Below are 18,845 nucleotides of genomic sequence, written 5' to 3'. Positions count from 1 at the left end.
GCGAAGGGAAGGGAGACCGGACATGAGCGGAGTGAAGGCTGAATCCGGGTCGGCATGGCGAGGCCTGGGGCACTGGAACCTGTATTTTCTGAGCAAGCTGCTGCTGCTGTGGCTGGGGTACCTGAATCTGCAACCGCTGCCCAACCTGGCGTTGGCGGCCTTATTGTTGCTTCCCCTGCCGGGGCGGTGGCCCCATCGTCTGCGCCTGCTGCTGGTTCTGCCACTGGCGTTGGCATTGTTGTACCAGGACAGCTGGCTGCCCCCTTTCTCCCGTTTGTTGGCCCAGCCCGGTGTTACCGATTTCACCTGGGCCTATCTGATGGAGCTGGCAGGTCGTTTCGTCAACTGGCAGTTATGTGGCCTCTTGCTGGCTACGGCAGTTGCCTACGTTTATCTGCATACCTGGGTTCGTTTTACGACCTTTACTCTGGCCGGCCTGGCCTGGCTGACGCTGCAGTCTACAGGCATGGTAGCGCCTCTGCCGATGGCATCGTCCGGAACGGTCATACCGGCCGGCTCATCAGCGCAGACGCTGGATGAAAAACTGCAGTACTTTTATCGTACCCAGCAAGCGCTGAAGACGGACTTTCCGGCCTCGACGAGCACGCCGGCGCCCTTTGATTTGCTGTTGCTCAATATTTGTTCCCTTGGCTGGGATGATCTCGACGCCGTAGGGCTGAGATCCCACCCCTTGTTTGAACGCCTGGATGTGATTTTTGATCGTTTCAACGCGGCAACCTCCTACAGTGGGCCAGCGGCCATTCGCCTGTTGCGTGCCGGTTGCGGCCAGGGCAGTCATGCCAGTCTGTTTGAATCGGCACCACAGCAGTGCATGTTGATGGATAATTTGCGCAATCTGGGCTTTGGCACCGATCTGGCCCTTAACCACAACGGACAGTTCGACGACTTTCTGGGCGAGGTACAGCGTCAGGGCGGGCTGGCACAGCCAGTGGTAGAGCAGCAGGGACTGTCGCGCTACCTGATTGGTTTTGACGGTGCTCCCATTCGACGGGATGGGGAAGTACTTGGCCGCTGGTGGCAGCACCGTCTGCAACAGGGCGGACAGGCCAGGGCACTGTATTACAACTCCATCTCCTTGCATGACGGCAATCGTCGGGTCATGGCGGACGGTGGCACCCAGCCGGCCAGTTACCGGGAGCGGGCCAGGCAGCTGTTTAATGATATCGAGCAGCTCTTTGATCAACTGGAGCAAAGCGGCCGGCCCGTGATGGTGGTGCTGGTGCCGGAGCACGGGGCCAATTTGCGTGGTGACCGCATGCAGATCCCGGGCATGCGCGAGCTGCCCGTTCCCGCCATTACCCATGTGCCGGTGGGGGTCAGGTTGTTCGGCATGGGCAGCTATGCCGCCGGCCCATTGCATGTGACACAGGACAGCAGCTATTCGGCTCTGAGCGAGCTGGTGGCTCGGCTGCATCGTCAGCAGGTGACCGAGGGCGGAAAGGTGGAGCTTTCCCGGCTGATCGAGGAGCTTCCCGTCACGTCCTGGGTGGCGGAAAATGCGGGTAGTTTGGTGGTGAAGGAGCAGGATGCGACTTATATCAGGCTGAAGGAGAACAGCGATTGGTTAACCTACACGACAAGGTAAAGGAAACGGTAAGGCCGGCGGACGATACCCTGTATCTGCGCCGGCAGTTCGGCCGGTGGCAGCACAGGGATATCGCCGAGCAACAGCGCCTTGAGCAGGCGTTGCAGCGCTGGCCGCTGCTGGCCGAGCTTGTTTTTGCCGAAGCGGAAGTACAGCAGCAGGAGGAGGCCGGTTCATGACCCTGCTTCGTCTGAGTGGTATTCGTGGCGGAGTGGGGGTGACATCGGTGCTGGCGGCACTCGCGCAGGCACTGCACCGGCTCGGCCAGCGGGTATTGATGGTGGATCTGTCTCCCGGCAATATGCTGGGCCTGCATTTTGAGCTGCCTTTTACCCATGCCGACGGCTGGGCGCAGGGGGAAAGCTGGCGGGAAAAAGCCCTGGAATTGCAGCCTGGCCTGTGTCTGTTGCCCTATGGAAGACTGGTCCGTGAAGAGCAGGAGCGCCTCGAGCTGTGGTTCAGAAACCGCCCTGGTGAATGGAACCGGCGTTTGTCGGGGCTCAGGGATGATTTTGACTGGGTGTTGTTTGATACGCCTCAGGCCCTGCCCGGACATGCGGAAAGCCTGGAGCCCGATCTGGATTTGCGGCTGATCCGTCCCGACGTGGCCTGTCAGGTGTTGCTGCAGCAGCAGCCCGAACCGGAGTGGTTGCTGATAAACGGCCATGATCCCGTCAGCCGGCTGCAGCAGGATTTGTTGCTGTTGTGGCGCCAGCAGTTTGCCGATTGTTTGCTGCCGTTGGTGCTGCATCAGGACGAAGCCATGGCCGAAGCGCTGGCGTACAAGCTTCCCCTGGGGGTCTATGCCCCCCAGAGTGAAACCGCCGAACGCATTCACAGTCTGGCGGTGTGGTGTATGGGCAAACGGGAGGCGGCATGCTGAGTCCGGCGTTTGCCTATGCCGCACTGCGCCGGCGCGGGGCCGGCCGGGTCACCGCCTTGTGGCTGACCGGCTGGCAGTTGATGGCCTGGTTGATATTGCCTCTGGAGCAGGCGAACTGGCACCGACTGCTGAAAGCACGGGGGGTGTCGCATCTTGAATGCCAGCCGCCACGACCGGGAGATCCACTGCGTTACCTCATTCAGGGGTGCTGGCTGCTGCTGTTCAGGCCCAGGCCCGAACGTCGCACCGGTGTTAAGGCGTGGCTGCTTGAGAGCCTGGCCTGGCTTCGGCTGCAGCAGGAGCAACTCCAGAGCTGGTTGCACCGCCGGCTTTTTCGCCCCCTGGTAGACAGGGTAACAGTACCTCGGGCGGTGAGAGGCAGAACCTGGTGGCGCCAGCGAGGCCGAAGCAAGCGCCGCCTGACCATCTGGCTGATACTGGTACTGGCCTTGTTACTGGCCCTGCTGGGGGTTACCCAGCCTTTTGATTACACAGCACAGCTGTTTTTTGTTCTGCTGCTGTGGTCGCTGGCCATGGTGGTACGTCGTCTTTCCGGGCGTTTTCCCATACTGCTGATGATAGCGTTATCGGTGTTGATCTCCTGCCGCTACCTGTGGTGGCGTTACAGCTCGACCCTTAACTGGAACGACAGCCTGGATCTGACCCTGGGGCTGATTTTGCTGGCTGCGGAAACCTACTCCTGGCTGATCCTGCTGTTGGGCTATGTACAAACCTGTTGGCCGCTTAAACGACAGCCGGTGCCATTGCCCCAAGATACCCGGTTGTGGCCGTCGGTGGATCTGATGATTCCTACCTATGACGAACCCCTGTCGGTGGTGCGCACCACCGTATATGCGGCCCTGGGCATCGACTGGCCGGCGGACAAACTGAATATCTACATACTGGATGATGGCGGACGCATGGAGTTTCGCCGTTTCGCCGACGAGGCGGGGGTCGGTTACATTGCCCGTATCGAGCACCATCACGCCAAGGCCGGCAACCTCAACCATGCCCTGAAGCAGACCAGTGGTGAACTGGTGGCGATTTTTGACTGCGATCATGTACCGGTGCGCTCCTTTTTACAGCTTACTGCCGGCGGTTTTCTGCAGGATCCCAGGCTGGCACTGGTGCAAACTCCCCACCACTTTTTTTCGCCGGATCCGGTAGAGCGCAACCTGGGGCTGTTCCGGCGCACGCCCAACGAAGGGGAGCTGTTCTATGGCCTGGTGCAGGATGGCAACGACATGTGGAACGCCACCTTCTTTTGTGGCTCCTGCGCCCTGCTGCGGCGCAGCGCCCTGGAAGAAGTGGGCGGCATAGCCGTGGACACGGTAACCGAAGATGCCCATACCGCCCTGCGTCTGCACCGCCGGGGCTGGAACTCGGCCTATATGCGCATTCCCCAGGCGGCGGGGCTGGCCACAGAAAGTCTGTCGGCCCATGTGGGCCAGCGTATTCGCTGGGCCCGGGGCATGGCACAAATATTTCGTATCGACAACCCTCTGCTGGGCAAGGGCCTGACCCTGTTTCAGCGGCTGTGCTATGCCAACGCCATGCTGCACTTTCTGGCCGGAGTGCCCCGGCTGGTATTTTTGCTGGCGCCGCTGGCCTTTTTGCTGCTGCATGCCTACATCATCTATGCGCCGGCCACCCTGCTGCTTCTCTATGTGCTGCCGCACATGATGCATTCCAGTCTGACCGCGGCGCGCATGCAGGGTCGCTACCGCAAAACCTTCTGGGGTGAAGTTTATGAAACCGTACTGGCCTGGTATATCGCCCGTCCCACCATGGTGGCGCTGCTGGCACCGTCCAGGGGCAAGTTCAACGTCACCGCCAAGGGTGGACTGGTGGAGCAGACCCAGTTCGACTGGCGCATAGCCCGGCCTTATCTGGTGCTGGCATTGCTTAACCTGGCCGGCCTGGGAGTGGGGGTATGGCGCTTTATTCATGGTCCCGCCGCCGAGCAGGGCACGGTGGTGGTGACCAGTCTGTGGGTGCTGTACAACCTGCTGATCATCGGGGCCGCCGTGGCTATCGCTGCCGAGGCCCGTCAGGTGCGGCACAGTCCCAGAGTCAGTACTCGTTTGCCGGCTACCCTGCGACTGCCCGGCGGGCACCTTTATTCCGGTGTGCTACTGGACTATTCCGATGACGGGGTCGCCATTCGGGTGCCCGGTGTCGCGTCGCTGGCGATGGGCTGCGAAGTGTCCCTGTTGCTGCGGCGTGGCGAGCGGGAGCATGTCTTTCCAGGTGTGGTCTGCCGTTCCCATGACAATGTTCTGGTCATTCATCTTGCCAGGCTCAGCCGGGAGCAACGCATTGATTTTGTGCAGTGCACCTTTGCCCGGGCCGATGCCTGGATGAACTGGCTGGAGCCGCGAGGGCGGGAGCGACCCTTGCAGAGCCTGCTGGAGGTGTTTGCCATTGGCATCCGTGGCTATGTCCGACTGTGGCAGTTTATGCCCCGCTGGCTGCGTTTGCTGTGTGAGCCCTTGCAGGCGTTGTTGCACTGGTTGGGCACCTTTTTGCCGCGCTGGCCCCAGGCTAGTGTCGATTCAGAAAAACGGGAGTGGACCACCTGATGAGCCGATTGTCGAGCCTGCTGATTGCCAGCCTTGTTATGCTGTGGGCGACAGCCGCCCTTGCCCAAATACCGTCTGGTAATGGCCGTTTGCCCACCTGGACGGAGAGTCACAGTTTTGGTCAGCTGACCCAAAACAGGGACATGCTGCTGAGAGGGGTGAAAAACACTCAGCAAATCACCTTTGCCCTGCGGCGGGATCGGCTGGCCAGTGAGGCAGCATTGAAACTGTCCTACACGCCGTCACCGGTCCTGCTGCCGGAGTTGTCACATTTGCGGGTCTATCTGAATGAAGTATTGATGGATACCCTGGTGATCAAGCGAGGCGAGCCGGGCCGGCTGGTCGAGAAAAGTGTTCGGCTGGATCCGCGTCTGATCACCGATTTCAACCAGCTGCGCATCGAGTTCGTGGGTCATTACAAGGACATTTGCGAAGACCCCGCCCACAGCTCCCTCTGGCTCAACCTGGCCCAGAACAGCCGGGTGGAGCTGACCGAGCAGGCTTTGGCGCTGAGCAATGATTTGTCCCATTTCCCGTTACCTTTTTTTGATCGTCATGATAATCAGCCATTGCGGCTTGATATGGTGCTGGCAAAGGATCCCGGACCCGCCGAGCTGCAGGCGGCGGGAGTGCTGGCTTCCTATTTCGGCAGCCTGGCGGGCTGGCGCGGTGCCGGGTTTGACGTGAGTTACGACAGCCTGCCACCTGTGGTACGGCGGCAGCCACCTGGCCGCATTCTGGTGCTGGCCACCAATGAACACAGGCCCGCCTTTATGCGTGATAACGGCCGCTTTCCACCGGTCGAGGGAGCCGAAGTACGGCTGATGGGCCACCCGGACGACCCCTATACCAAATTGCTGCTGGTACAGGGGGAGAACAGCGAGCACCTTGCCCGGGCGGTGCGGGCCCTGGCGCTGGGTGGCAAACTGTTGCGGGGGGAACGGGTCGTGATCGACGAGGTACAGCCCCTGGCGCCGCGCAAACCCTATGATGCACCCAACTGGACGCCTACCGACAGGCCGGTACGCTTTGCCGAGCTGGTGGAATACCCGGGCCAGCTTCAGGCCAGCGGACTGATTCCTGACCCCATCGAGCTGGCGGTTCGCCTGCCACCGGATCTGTTCGTCTGGCGAAACGAGGGTATTCCGCTGCAAACCCGTTACCGTTATACCACGCCCTCGGCGAAGGATGACTCCCGGCTCAATATCAGTATCAATGGCGAGTTTATCGGCAGCCTGCCGCTTGCCGGCGGGGAGGCCGGGCAGTTGGAAAAGCTGCGCCTGGCGATGACCTCCAATGAAACCGCCAATGCCCATGACCGGCTGATGGTGCCGTCGATAAAGATCGGCGCCCGCAATACCCTTCGTTACGATTTCAGCTTTGCCACCACCTTTGGCAGTGCCCAGCCCGGGCAGTGCCAGACCACCCTGGCGGTAGACAGTCAGGCGGTGATCGACGAGGACTCGAGCATCGACTTCTCCGGCTTTTATCACTTCAAGGCCATGCCGGATCTGACGGCCTTTGTACACAGCGGCTTTCCATTCAGCCGTATGGCGGATCTGTCAGAAACCATGGTACTGATGCCCGCAACACCTTCTTCCCAGCTGACCGGGCTGATGCTGGACACTCTGGCCCGGATTTCGGCCCAGACCGGCTATCCGGCCATGGCGCTGCAGGTGACCCATGACCCGGAACAGGCCGGCGAGCGCGATATGGATTTGCTGGTATTAGGCCGGTTGCCGGCTGGCCTGGAACAGGCGGCGGGTGCCCATCTTGAGCCGGCTTCGAACTGGTTGCTGCAAGCCGCCAATGCTGCACCGGTACAGGCCAGTGCACCACAACGGCTGAGCCAGGATAGCTTTTCCGCCGGATCCCGGGTGGCGGTATCGGCGACAGGGCCACTGGCGGCGTTGATCGGCATGGAGTCACCCTATGTCTCCGGACGCAGCCTGGTGGCATTGCTGGGTAATAACGACCAGGACTACGCGTTATTGCGGCAGGCTCTTCACGATGAGGGCAGCATGAGCAATGTGTTTGGCTCTATAGCCCTGTTCCGGGACAGCGGGGTCAGCAGCCAGCTGGTGGGGGAGCAGTACTTTGTTGGCTACTTGCCCTGGTGGCTGAAGCTATGGTACCTGCTGGCACCCCACCCGGTATGGCTGGCGCTGTTGTCGGCGCTGAGTGCCTTGCTGCTGGCGGTGTTGTTGTGGCGCAGCCTGCGCTGGCTGGCCCACCGGCGTAATCCGGGCAACGAGGACTGAGCCATGAAAGCGCCCCTGATGGTGCTGTTGTGGTTGCTGTTGCCCCTGCCGGCCTGGCCGGACTGTGACTGGCCGCTGTGGCAGCAATACAAGGCAGCCATGATGAGCAAAGACGGTCGCATTATTGATTACTCGTCGCCGCAGGCCATCACCACCTCGGAAGGGCAGAGCTATGCCCTGTTCTTTGCTCTGGTGGCCAACGACAAAGCCGCCTTTGAACGCGTGTTGCGCTGGACTCAAAATAACCTTGCCGGCGGTGATCTGAGTACCCGGCTGCCGGCCTGGCAATGGGGGCAGGGAGAAGATGGCGATTGGCGCATACTGGATGGCAACAATGCCGCCGACTCGGATTTGTGGATAGCCTACAGCCTGCTGGAAGCGGGCCGGCTTTGGCAGCAGCCCGAGTACAGGCGCCTGGGGCGAGAACTGTTGTGGCGCTCGGCGGCCCAGAGCCTGCGCATGATGCCCGGGCTGGGGCTGGGACTGTTGCCCGGTAACACGGGTTTTGACAAACCCCGGGGCTGGATGCTTAACCCCAGTTACCTGCCCTTGCCGTTGCTGGCTCGCTTTGGTGGCGAGGCGGCGGTGTGGCAAGACCTGGCCATCAGTACCCGACGGCTGTTGCTGAATACGGCACCGGCCGGGCTGGCACCAGACTGGGTCATGTGGTCTGTCGACGGACAGTCCGGCTTGGGGGAGATCGGCAGTTATGATGCGATTCGCGTGTATTTGTGGCTGGGGCTGTCGGCGCCGGACACACCGGGGCGGGATGAGCTGCTGGCGCACTACACCCCCATGCTGGCGATGACCCGGCAAGCCGGCGTGCCGCCGGAGCGGGTCAATGCGGTGACCGGACACACCGAGGGGGTCGGTCCGGCGGGGTTCTCTGCCGCTCTGCTGCCCATGCTGGCGGCTATTCCCGGATTCGAGGCGGAACAGGCGCGTCAGCGGGAGCGGCTGCGTACCCGCCCTCCCGCGCCCGAAGCCTACTATGATCGCTCCCTGCTGTTGTTTGGGCTTGGCTGGGAGGAGCAACGTTATCGTTTCGATAAAAAAGGCCGATTACTCGTGCCATGGGAGGATTCATGCGAATAGGTATTTTATCCAGTGTCTGCCTGTTAATGGCTGTTCCGGCCGCCTTGGCCGAGCCGGGCAGTACCGCCGAACAGCGCGTCCTGTTGCTGGAACAGATGCGTGCGGGGCAGGCGCTGTACCGGGATGACATGGTTGAAAACGCCCTGAGGCGGCTGGCGTTACTGGCCCCCCGGGACGCGGAGGTACTGCTGGCAGAGATTGAGTTCAGCCTGAGTCAGAATGATATGGAGCAGGCCAGGGCCAGCCTGCAGAACCTGATACAGACAGGGGGAGATCCGCAGTTGCTGCGACAGGCCCGGGCCATGGTCAAAGCCCACCAGGACGAAGGCCGGGCGCTACGGCAGCAGGCGCAGTTGCTGGCAGCCAGTGGCCAGCCCGAGAAGGCCATGGTCCTATACCTGCGGTTGTGGGGAGATACGCCGCCCGGCCTGAACCTGGGGCTAGAGCACTGGCGCACCCAGGCCCGAGTGGATGGCCAGCGCGCCCTAGCCCTAGAGCGGCTACAGCAACTGGATGAGCGTTACCCGGGCAGCCCCGATCTGCGTTTGCTGCTGGCCCGGCTCTGGCTGTCGGAAAACCAGCCACAGCGAGCGCTGGCGCTGCTGGGGGAACTGGCCAGTAACCCGTCGGCGCTTAGCCGGGCCGCCGAGTTGGAATACAACTACCTTATCGAGCTGCCGGTATCGGATCAGAGTGAAGCCTTGTGGCAACGTTTTCTTCGTCGTTATGAAGGCAGTAGTTACGAGACGGGCGGTCGGCGAGAGTGGCAGCAACAACAGGCTTTGCTGAAGGATCCTGCCTGGCGGGCCGGACAACGGGGTATCGCCCTGGTGAAACAGAGCCGTTACAACCAGGCTCTGCCCCGGCTTCGCCGGGCACTGAAACAGTATCCGCAAGATGCCGGACTGCACGGTGCACATGGTCAGGCGCTGATCCAGCTAGAGCGCTACAAAGAGGCAGAAGCCGCTCTGGCCCGGGCGGTACGACTGGAGCAGAGTGGGCGGGTCATCTCGAAGTGGCAGGACTTGCATCAATATGCGCAAAGCCTGGTGTGGTATGAGCGTGGCCGACAGGCGTTGGCCAGTGAAGATCCGGCGCGGGCGCAGGGTGCTTTTGAACGGGCCCGGCACCTGAGGCCCGGCGATGCATTGCCTTTGCTGGGCCTGGCTGATGCCGCCCTTGCCTTGGGTCATGACGCCGAGGCCGAGCGCCGCTTGCTGCAAGCCCGAAAGCAGGCCCCAAGTGATGCCCGAGTGCTCTATGCCCTGGTCGATTATTATCGGGAGATGCCAGAGAAAGCTATTGCTCTGCTGCAAAAGGCACCGCGGTCTGTGTCGCCGCAACCCTGGCTGAGCTACCGTCTGGCGACCCTGCTGCAGGAGCAAGGGCAAGACACAGCCGCGGCAGAGGTGTTTGCGCCCCTGTTGCGCAACCATGGAAACGATCCACAAGTCCGTCATGCCCATGCCCAGTTTCTGGCTTCACGCAATAACGGCAAAGCTGCCCTTGCCAGTCTTCAACAGATTGCTCCCGAACGCTGGTCAGAGGACATGAGTGTGCTTGCCAGCCGGCTTGAAGACAGTCTGCGCCGATCCGAGGCAGTGCAGCTGCGTGAACAGGGCCGTGAGGAGCAGGCTCGAGCCTTGTTGCAGCAGTCGGGCACGGTGGAAAATCGCCTGCTGCTGGCCGGCTGGTTGACGGAGCGGGGGAAACACCGGCAGGCACAGAGTGCCTATGAGCAGCTTTATAATGAGGTCCCCGATAGTATCGATGCCTGGCTGGGCGTGGCGGAAAGCCGGTTGGCGCTGAAACAGCCGAAGCAGACCCGGCAATGGTTACAGACCCAATCGCTGCCGGATAATGCCAGCGTTAACCAGCGCCGCCGGTATATTAACCTGCTGGCCGGTATTGGCGAGTCGCAACAGGCGGAGCAACAAATGGCCGTTCTGGTGGCCAGGGCGCCGACGGATCCCTTGTTGTTGCGCGATGCAGCCCGGTTGCAACCAATGCCAGAACAGGCCCTGCGGCTCTACGGGCGAGGCCTGGTGGCGTCAGGTGAGCTTCCCCACGATGCGCTGTCTCCCCTCGACGGCGCGGCACTGACCCAGGCCAGCCGGGCCAGAGCGGAAGACGACTGGCTGCAGCGTAGCCTGAAGCGTGAAAGCGCCGACCTTTATCGCCGGCAAAATATGACGCTGCAACTGCAGCATGATCTGGGATGGCGTACTGATAACAACCCAACAGGGGTGAGTGACCTCACCCTGAACACCACCCAGCTGCGGGCCGAGTGGCCCTGGGTAAACGGCCGTGCCTGGCTGCAGGCCGAGCGGGTGGGCCTGAATGCGGGCACGCCCGACGCCGATGAGCGCTTTGGTGGCTGCAATACGGTGATTGGCGGCTGCACCTTCGGCTCGCTCGATACCGCCGGCACCGGCTTGGCGGTGGGCTGGCAGAGTGAGCACTGGAGCTGGGATCTGGGACATTCTCCATTTGGCTTTGAAGTGAGCAACTGGCTGGGTGGGCTGAACTACAATGGCGACTGGAACAGACTGGGCTACAGCCTGACCCTGTCGCGCCGGCCCATGAGCAACTCACTGGTATCCTATGCCGGAGCGGTGGATCCGGTGACCGGCTTGAGCTGGGGCGGGGTGACCGCTACCGGCCTGACTATGGGTGTTAGCCACGATCAGGGAGAGGATCACGGCGTCTGGGGTAGTCTTGGGGCACACTCACTGGATGGCGAGCGGGTAGAAAGCAATCAGCGTTTAAGCGCCATGACCGGCTATTACTACCGCTTGATCAGGCAACCTCACGAACAGCTGCGCGCAGGCGCCTCTCTGCTGTATTTTCAGTACCAGAAAGATCTGAGCGAAGACACCCTGGGCCAGGGCGGTTATTACAGCCCCCAGCGTTATGTGTCGCTGGGGTTTCCGGTGCGCTATACCCGTCGTAGCGAGCATTGGTCTGGTGTGCTTGAGGCATCACCGGGCTGGTCCTGGTCCCGCTCTGAAGGCGACGATCTTTATCCGGGGCAGTGGTCGGCCATTGAAGCCAGCGGCAAACCGCTGCGGCCTAATGCGGCTCGAACCAACGACTCGGACAGCGGCGACGGCCCGAGCATCAGCCTGGCGGCCCGGGGAGAATACCGGCTGAATGAGCACTGGATAGTCGGGGGCGGCCTGAACTGGCAGTTGAGCGATGATTATGCCCCAGGACACGGCTTTTTGTACCTGCGCTATCATTTTGCACCCTGGCTGGGCGATCTGGATATGCCGGTGACACCGCTGACACCCTATTCGGAATGGCGCTAAGCGAGGCCGCAGCGCGGTTGCGCTCCGCCGACCCGCTGCACAAACCCATGTGATGTTTAGCACATGACATCTGACCGCCAGGGGCATTTCCGAGCCCAGGGGGTGAGCTTGTCTCGCCGTGACGAACGGTTGCAGTCTGACCGAACATCCAGTGAATGTTCGCAGCAGGCTGAAACGGTGAGTGTCATTTATCAGTGGCGTGTCGTGGTCGGGGCGGATAGTTGCTCAGTAGCTCCGCGACCTGCTGTTCGATGCGCCGACTGCGCGCCATGCCGTTGATATTGTCGGCGGGAAAGGCCTTGGGGTGTTTGCTGCGCCATAGTACCTTGCCGTTTTGCGGCTCCGTCAGCCACAGTTCCAGTCTTTGCTGGCGCACGGCGCCATAGACCCGTTCTTCATCGTCCCAGACGCTCCCGTGACGAGAAAACATGCTTGGCATGGTAGTCAGCAGTTTGGTTTCCTGCAGCAAGCGATAATGCAGCCATAGCGAGGCCTGATCCGGCGTGGTCAGGCGCAGGCCGCGGGCCGGCAGCATGGCCTCGGCCGCGGCACCGATGCGGGCACCATCGAGCGAGTTGACATCGCTCGATGGTGCCAGCGCCACGCTGGTAAAAGTACGAAAATTGACGTCTTCGGCATAGTCGTAGGGGGCGGCGCAGCCACTTAGCAGCAGTGTCAGGACGAACAGGCGCAAGGTAAACATGAGCAGAACTCCAAGCGGGAGTGATGGGTTATTTACACCTGTTCTGCTCATAAAATCAACAGCGGATCCGAGGGCGGACGTGGTGAACTCCTCGCTAGCCGCCTCCAGGTCTGGCATCAGGGAGTTCAGCCGCCGTTATGCCTCAGGCTGCTCTTTGCTTGCACCGGTACCGCGCTGGGCGGACGACATGGGTTGTTCGCCCAGCAGGCGAATATCGACCTGCTGGTGCGGTATCTTGATGTCGTGCTGGCGCAGCCGGGCCAGCAGCAGGTTGTGCAGCTCGTGCGTCATGGGCATGCGGTGGCTCATGTCTTCCACATAGACCCGGACTTCATAGACCAGTGCCGAGTCGGTCAGCTCCACCAGAAATACCTCCGGTACCGGATTATCCAGAATGCGGCCGCATTCTTGAATGGCCTCGTGGGTGAGGCGCTGTACCAGATCGACATCGGCGTCGAGCCGCACCCGCACCAGCAGTTTAACCCGGGTGATGGCATCGGACAGCGACCAGTTGACGAACTGCTCGGTGATAAAGGCCTTGTTGGGCACTATGATCTCGCGTCGGTCCCAGTCCACTATGGTGGTGGCGCGGGTCTTGATTTTGGACACGGTGCCGGTGAGCTCGCGGATGGTGACGGTGTCGCCGATGCGGATCGGTTTTTCAAACAGGATGATCAGGCCGGAGACGAAGTTGGCGAAGATTTCCTGCAGACCAAAGCCCAGGCCCACCGACAGCGCCGCCACTAGCCACTGCAGCTTGGACCAGTCGATGCCGAGCATGGCGAAAGTGGTGAAGGCGCCGATCATCAGCACCAGATACTTGGAGATGGTGGTAATGGCAAAGCCGGTGCCCGGTGACAGGTTCAGATGCTGTAACAGGCTCAGCTCCATCAGGCCGGGCAGGTTGCGGGCGGTGATCAGGGTCAGCACCACCAGAAGCACGGCGATCACCAGATCCTTGAGCGAGATCGGCACCAGGGTGTCTTCTCCGGCCAGAGAGCTGGAAACCTGCCATACCTCTATGCTGTCGAGGAAACTGAAGGCGTTGTTGATCTCGGACCACAGCAGCATCAGGCCGAGAATGTAGCCCAGCATCAGCGCCGAGCGCAGCAGCCCCAGCGACTGGGCGCTGATGGTATCCAGATCCACTTCGGCCACGGCGGCGGCTTCCGCCTCGGGGCTGGTGGTATGCTCGATGGTGTCTTCCTTTTCCTTGCGCTGGGCCAGTATCTCGGCCCGCCGGGCCTTGGCCCGCTCAAATGCCAGCCGCCGGCGTTGGATCAGCATCCAGCGGCGCACCAGGTAGTAGAATATCAGAAAGCCCATGCCCATCAGCACCGAGACTTCCAGCTGGCGCAGCAGAGTATGGGCGGTGAACAGGTAGCCCATGATGGTGGCAACCAGTGCCAGCAGGGGCGATATGATCAGCAGCCCCCACAGCATATGGTTCATCAGAGTCAGTTGTTCCTGGCGGGGCGGAGAGACCAGCAGCGGCAAATCTTCCCGGTACAATCGCCAGGAAAACAGGCTGGTCAGCAGGCAAATCACCACAAAGCTGAGTCGGCCCAGGGTGTCGTACAGAGAGAATTCCCGGTATTCATCGGCGACATAAAACAGCAGCAAGGCGGGCAGCAGAGCCAGCATCAGGGTCTGAAACTGGCGCCAGATCCGGCGCACTCGATCGTGGGGCAGGTTGAAGTGCACCACCAGCAGTCCCTTGCTCATCATCAGGTTGCCGACCAACAGCAGAATAAACACCGGCAGCATCAGTTGATGCAGGGCATCCGCCAGGGCGATTACCACCTGCGGCGCCCAGGGCGAGTCGATGGCATTGCCGAGCAGCGACAGCAGGGCCGGTATCGGCATGGCGGTCAGCAGGCTGAGCAGCAGGGTATTAAAGGTGTAGTCGTATCTGTCCTGAGTCACGTTGCCGATATGCGGGCTGATTTTGTCCAGATAGGCGCGCAGGCTGCGACGACTCAGGATCCACAGATAGACCACCAGCAGCGAGCTGAGACCGTAGAGGGTCAGGCTGGCGCCGCTTTGCTGCAGCAGCGTCTGGGGCAGGGCGGTCCAGGTTGACAGGGTCAGCAGCCAGCCCAGGGTTTCCATCAGTGCCGCCGGAAACTGGCTGCCGATGGGGCGCAAATCCGGCAGCCAGAACAGACGCTCGTCGGTCAGGGCGCGAATCTCCTGTAGCTGGCTGTTCTGCCGGCTGTAGGCGACTTTCAGCCGGGTCTGCTCATGAATTTGATTGTCGGTGGCGCTGATCAGTCGTTCCAGCAGTCGCCGCTGGGTGGCCAGTAGTTCGTCGATCTGCATTCGTTGTTGCTGGGTGATCCCCCTGGCCTTGTCGCTCAGCAATAATTCGGTGCGATAGCTGTTGTTGCGCAGGTTATCGAGCGACTCCTGATAGCCATATTTGTCGACCCGGCTTTGTACGATACGGGCTTCGAGCTGGGGCAGGGAATAGGGGGCGGGCAAGTCGCTCAGGCGATTACGCAGGTTTTCACCGAAACCACGGCTGACCTGCAACCACTCCAGTTGCTCCTTGAGATTGACCTTCATGTCCGCCAGCTCGGAGGCGGCCCGCTCCACCGCCTGATACTCCAGCTGCAGCGATTCCACTTCCCGGCTTTTTTCACTCAGCAGCCCGGACAGCCGCTGGTTGGCCGCCTGTTGTTCGGCCAGCAGCAGGGAGTCGGTTTCCACTTCATCCAGCAAGCGATCACTTTCGGCAATGGCCGCTTCCGTGGTGGCGCGCCGCAATTCGTTCTGGCGGTTTTGCAGGGCGTCTATGGTGACGTCCAGATCCTGTATCTGGCGTTGCAGTATGTCCAGTTTCAGCCGGTTGATGCTGTCTCTGTTACCGGAAGACAGCTGCTCCAGCTCCAGCGTCTGGATTCGGCGTTGCAGGCTCTGTTCCCGCGCCATGGCGAGGATGCGAGTGGCAGTTTCCTGCTGGCCCTGAGTCTCGGAAAATTGCAGCTTCTCCAGTGATTGCTGGGTGTTGCGCAGTTGCTGGCGCAGATCGTCGAGCAGGTCGTGCAGGCCGCTGTTGCTCAGCTCCTGCAGGTTGAGAGCATTGGTCAATTCTTCCCGCTGACGCCGCAGTTCCAGCCGCCGGGCCTGCACATCCACCAGCTCCTGCTGCACCGCTTCTTCATCCAGTTGGGGAATATGGCTGGTGTCGGTCGGCTTGAGCCCGGCCTGCTTTCGTTCCAGCTTCTTGAGCTCGACCGGATAGTCATCCATGAATTTCTTCAGGTCTTTGGCCTGCTGTTGATAACGATCGCCTTCGCGCACCAGCTGCAGGGCCTGGTTATAATCGTCGCGCAGCTTTTTCAGTTCGGGTTTATCACCCTCGGGCACTTCCGACAGCAGGGCCTCGATATCGGCCACGCTTTGATCGGCCAACAGCGGGGAGGGGAGCAGTAACGCTAACAACAACAGGATGGGGGCAAACACGGTTGGCTCTCGACAAAAAGAAAGTTCAGGCCGCGGCCATCAATTCGGGCCGCGGCTATTCGGGTTAATCCCGATTCAGGGTGCCAAACTCGGTTCCCATGCGAGTGGGCGTGCCGGGCAGCAGTTGTTCGGACAGTGTAACCTTGCCGGGCGCAAACAGACAGACCACGGTACTGCCCAGTTTGAAGCGGCCCATTTCGTCGCCCTTGGCCAGGCGGGGGGCGGTAGCCGGATCGTAATCCCAGCGCTGAATCCGCTTGCCGGCGGGCGGTGTCACTGTGCCGGCCCAGACGGTTTCTATGCTGGCCACGATAGTCGCGCCCACCAGCACCAGCGCCATGGGGCCGGCGGGAGTATCGAAAATACACACCACCCGCTCGTTGCGGGCAAACAGTTCCGGCACGCGGGAAGCGGTCAGCGGATTGACCGAGAACAGCTCGCCGGGTACGTAAATCATGGTTTTCAGCACGCCGTCGACCGGCATATGAATGCGGTGATAATCCTTCGGTGCCAGATAGATGGTGGCGAAGTCGCCGCCCATGAAGGGCTCGGCCAGCGTCTTGTCGCCGCCCAGCAAGGCGCGGGCGCTGTAATCGTGGCCCTTGGCCTGAATGATACGGCCCTGCTCGATGGGCGCGAGCTGGCTGATGGCGCCGTCTACCGGCATGGCCAGCACCTCGTCATCGGCCACCAGCGGGCGGGCGTCTTCTTTCAGCGCGCGGGTAAAAAAATCGTTGAAGCTGGCATAGTGGGCCGGGTTTTCATGCCGGGCCTCGCTCATGTCCACCCGATACTGGCGAATGAAACGCCGGATCAGCCACTGGGTCAGCTTGCCGCCTTCCATCGCGGCCAGTCGGCCGATGAGGCGGGACAACAGATGCTTGGGAAGCAGGTATTGCAGCAGAATTTTCAAATGGTCTGTCATGGTGATTCCGAAAAATGACGGTGATAATCAGGCGGTAGGATGATGGCGCGTGGGCTTGTCGGCCATGGCGTCCATGATGCGAATGTAGCTTTCGAAGCGCTCGGGATGAATGCGTCCCTCTTCTTTCGCTTGCTGCAACAGGCAACCGGGATCGGTGCGGTGCTTGCAGTCACGAAAGCGGCAGCCACCAAGGTAGTCTCGAAACTCGCGGAAACACCAGGCCACCCGCTCCGGATCCAGATGCCACAGCGAGAACTCGCGAATGCCGGGTGAGTCGATCAGCGAGCCGCCGGACGGAAAATGATAGAGACGAGCGGTGGTGGTGGTGTGCTGGCCCAGCCCCGAGTTGTCGGACACGGCGCCGGTCACGGCCTCTACTTCGGGCATCACCGCATTGACCAGCGACGATTTACCTACCCCGGACTGACCGACGAAGATACTGGTGTGATCTTTAAAGGCATTTTTGAGCTCTTCCAGCCCTTCGCCGGTATCGCAACTGACCAGCAACACCTGATAACCGATATCGCGATAACGCTGCAGTGCCTGCTCGGCCTGTTGACGCTGTTCCGCACTGAGCAGGTCGACCTTGTTCAGTACTATCATCGGCGGCATTTCGACGTCTTCGGCCGCAACCAGGTAACGATCGATGACGTGACAGCTCAGTTCGGGCAGCACCGAGGACACCAGCACTATCTGACTGATATTGGCGGCGACCGGCTTGATGCCGTCGTAGAAGTCTGGACGCGTCAGCACGGTTTGCCGGGGGTGTACTGCTTCCACCACGCCGCTGATGCCCTGAGTGGTATCGAGACCCGGGCGCCATACCACACGGTCGCCGGTGACCAGCGACGACAGGGTGCGCCGCATGTTACAGCGGTGAACCTGTTGTTCACTGTCTTCAATATCCGCATGCTGACCAAAGCGGCTGATCACCAGCCCATCCTGCTGGGGGCCGAGCTGGCTGTCGTCGATGGTGTCGGCCGGCTTGCGCTTCAGGCGGCGACTGTGATTATCACTGACCCGTCGAGACTGGCCTTTGCTGAGTTTTCTTCTCTTGGTCACGATATCCTCGAACCTGCTTTCATTGCCGGCTATGATACACTTTCCCGCTAGAACTTGTCCCTATTGCCACCGAGCTTCGAGAGATAACATGAGCCAAAACGCAGAAAACCTGGTCTGGATTGATCTGGAGATGACCGGCCTGGAGCCGGATGAACACAAGATCATCGAAATCGCCAGCATCATCACCGACAAAGAGCTGAATGTGCTGGCCGAAGGGCCGGTGTTGGCTATTCATCAAAGCGAGGCCGAACTGGCCAAGATGGATGAGTGGAACGTGCGTACTCATACCGGCTCCGGGCTGGTGGCGCGGGTTCAGTCCAGTACCGTCAGCGAGGACGATGCGGTAGCGCAGACGCTGGCGTTCTTGCGTGAATGGGTACCGGAGCAGGCGTCGCCGCTGTGTGGCAACTCCATCGGTCAGGATCGGCGTTTTCTGGTGCGGCACATGCCGGTGCTGGAGGCCTTCTTCCATTACCGCAATGTGGATGTCAGCACCGTCAAGGAGCTGGTACGTCGCTGGCAACCGGCATTGCTGGAGCAATTCACCAAGAAAGGTAGCCACCAGGCACTGGATGATATTCGCGAGTCCATCGCCGAATTGCAGTTCTATCGGGAAACGGTGTTCAAGATCTGAGTGCTTTTTGTGCTTGTGTCGATGTTTTAGCCAAACAGAATGCAGGAAAGAAAAAACTCTTGCATTCGATCAATCGGCTCGTATAATTCGCCTCCCGTAGCCAGTCGCAATTGTGAAGCAAGCCGCTGATTACTACAGGTTATACCAGAGTGCGGGAATAGCTCAGCTGATAGAGCTTAACCTTGCTGAAGTTGATGAGGGTCGCGACGCGGCCCCATGCACAGAGTTAAAGATTACTGCGGGAATAGCTCAGCTGGTAGAGCACAACCTTGCCAAGGTTGGGGTCGCGAGTTCGAATCTCGTTTCCCGCTCCAA

Annotated in this window: 12 protein-coding genes and 1 tRNA gene; 9 read left to right on the top strand and 4 right to left on the bottom strand. The window is 60.7% G+C overall.

The annotated features are described in order from the left end of the window. The first annotated feature begins 22 nt into the window (after positions 1 to 22). From bcsG to Q0753_RS08260, 7 genes are read left to right on the top strand one after another with little or no spacing between them, the layout of a single operon-like run. Complete coding sequence (gene bcsG / locus Q0753_RS08290) at positions 23 to 1,606, top strand: cellulose biosynthesis protein BcsG (protein WP_298719370.1); 1,584 nt, start codon at positions 23 to 25, stop codon at positions 1,604 to 1,606. Further along, positions 1,582 to 1,785 carry a cellulose biosynthesis protein BcsR gene (gene bcsR, locus Q0753_RS08285; protein ID WP_298719368.1) on the top strand — a complete coding sequence of 68 codons (204 nt, stop codon included), beginning with the start codon at positions 1,582 to 1,584 and terminating at the stop codon, positions 1,783 to 1,785. Before bcsG ends, bcsR begins: the two co-directional genes overlap by 25 nt. After that, positions 1,782 to 2,489 (top strand): cellulose biosynthesis protein BcsQ, encoded by a 708-nt coding sequence (gene bcsQ, locus Q0753_RS08280; protein ID WP_298719365.1) that lies wholly within the window; start codon positions 1,782 to 1,784, stop codon positions 2,487 to 2,489. Before bcsR ends, bcsQ begins: the two co-directional genes overlap by 4 nt. Next, complete coding sequence (bcsA, locus tag Q0753_RS08275; RefSeq protein WP_298719363.1) at positions 2,483 to 5,071, top strand: UDP-forming cellulose synthase catalytic subunit; 2,589 nt, start codon at positions 2,483 to 2,485, stop codon at positions 5,069 to 5,071. The genes bcsQ and bcsA overlap by 7 nt, the downstream gene beginning before the upstream one ends. Beyond that, entirely contained in the window at positions 5,071 to 7,332 is a 2,262-nt protein-coding gene (gene bcsB, locus Q0753_RS08270; protein WP_298719361.1) for a cellulose biosynthesis cyclic di-GMP-binding regulatory protein BcsB, read from the top strand. Before bcsA ends, bcsB begins: the two co-directional genes overlap by 1 nt. A 3-nt stretch (positions 7,333 to 7,335) precedes the next feature. Then, positions 7,336 to 8,427, top strand: coding sequence for a cellulose synthase complex periplasmic endoglucanase BcsZ (gene bcsZ / locus Q0753_RS08265; RefSeq protein ID WP_298719359.1), 1,092 nt, complete (start codon positions 7,336 to 7,338; stop codon positions 8,425 to 8,427). Next, entirely contained in the window at positions 8,418 to 11,738 is a 3,321-nt protein-coding gene (locus Q0753_RS08260) for a cellulose synthase subunit BcsC-related outer membrane protein (protein WP_298719357.1), read from the top strand. The genes bcsZ and Q0753_RS08260 overlap by 10 nt, the downstream gene beginning before the upstream one ends. Positions 11,739 to 11,922: 184 nt before the next feature. Here Q0753_RS08260 and Q0753_RS08255 read toward each other — a convergent pair whose 3' ends face one another. The 4 genes from Q0753_RS08255 to rsgA all read right to left on the bottom strand — a co-directional run bounded on the left by Q0753_RS08255 (position 11,923) and on the right by rsgA (position 17,896). Beyond that, positions 11,923 to 12,441, bottom strand: a complete 519-nt coding sequence (locus Q0753_RS08255; protein ID WP_298719355.1) for a DUF4136 domain-containing protein — start codon at positions 12,439 to 12,441, stop codon at positions 11,923 to 11,925. Positions 12,442 to 12,576: 135 nt separating this feature from the next. Beyond that, a complete protein-coding gene (mscM, locus tag Q0753_RS08250; RefSeq protein WP_298719353.1) occupies positions 12,577 to 15,909 on the bottom strand; it encodes a miniconductance mechanosensitive channel MscM in 3,333 nt (1,110 codons plus the stop codon). A gap of 64 nt (positions 15,910 to 15,973) precedes the next feature. After that, complete coding sequence (asd, locus tag Q0753_RS08245; RefSeq protein ID WP_298719351.1) at positions 15,974 to 16,834, bottom strand: archaetidylserine decarboxylase; 861 nt, start codon at positions 16,832 to 16,834, stop codon at positions 15,974 to 15,976. A gap of 27 nt (positions 16,835 to 16,861) precedes the next feature. Next, positions 16,862 to 17,896 carry a small ribosomal subunit biogenesis GTPase RsgA gene (rsgA, locus tag Q0753_RS08240; protein WP_298719349.1) on the bottom strand — a complete coding sequence of 345 codons (1,035 nt, stop codon included), beginning with the start codon at positions 17,894 to 17,896 and terminating at the stop codon, positions 16,862 to 16,864. Between the two features lie 88 nt (positions 17,897 to 17,984). Here rsgA and orn point away from each other — a divergent pair, with 88 nt between their 5' ends. Together orn and Q0753_RS08230 are read left to right on the top strand one after the other, a co-directional pair. Then, a complete protein-coding gene (gene orn / locus Q0753_RS08235; RefSeq protein ID WP_298719347.1) occupies positions 17,985 to 18,530 on the top strand; it encodes an oligoribonuclease in 546 nt (181 codons plus the stop codon). A gap of 238 nt (positions 18,531 to 18,768) precedes the next feature. After that, positions 18,769 to 18,844: transfer RNA gene (locus tag Q0753_RS08230), tRNA-Gly, on the top strand. Position 18,845: the final 1 nt, after the last annotated feature.

This window comes from uncultured Oceanisphaera sp., from assembly GCF_947495715.1.
GTDB lineage: Bacteria > Pseudomonadota > Gammaproteobacteria > Enterobacterales > Aeromonadaceae > Oceanimonas > Oceanimonas sediminis.
Note: the sequence above shows the minus strand (reverse complement) of the source record. Positions and strands in the feature narration are given on the sequence as shown.

Coding starts and splice junctions, on each gene's coding strand:
- asd (WP_298719351.1), bottom strand. CDS start 16,834: ATGACAGACCATTTGAAAATTCTGCTGCAATACCTGCTTCCCAAGCAT.
- Q0753_RS08255 (WP_298719355.1), bottom strand. CDS start 12,441: ATGTTTACCTTGCGCCTGTTCGTCCTGACACTGCTGCTAAGTGGCTGC.
- bcsQ (WP_298719365.1), top strand. CDS start 1,782: ATGACCCTGCTTCGTCTGAGTGGTATTCGTGGCGGAGTGGGGGTGACA.
- orn (WP_298719347.1), top strand. CDS start 17,985: ATGAGCCAAAACGCAGAAAACCTGGTCTGGATTGATCTGGAGATGACC.
- bcsA (WP_298719363.1), top strand. CDS start 2,483: ATGCTGAGTCCGGCGTTTGCCTATGCCGCACTGCGCCGGCGCGGGGCC.
- bcsZ (WP_298719359.1), top strand. CDS start 7,336: ATGAAAGCGCCCCTGATGGTGCTGTTGTGGTTGCTGTTGCCCCTGCCG.
- Q0753_RS08260 (WP_298719357.1), top strand. CDS start 8,418: ATGCGAATAGGTATTTTATCCAGTGTCTGCCTGTTAATGGCTGTTCCG.
- bcsG (WP_298719370.1), top strand. CDS start 23: ATGAGCGGAGTGAAGGCTGAATCCGGGTCGGCATGGCGAGGCCTGGGG.
- bcsB (WP_298719361.1), top strand. CDS start 5,071: ATGAGCCGATTGTCGAGCCTGCTGATTGCCAGCCTTGTTATGCTGTGG.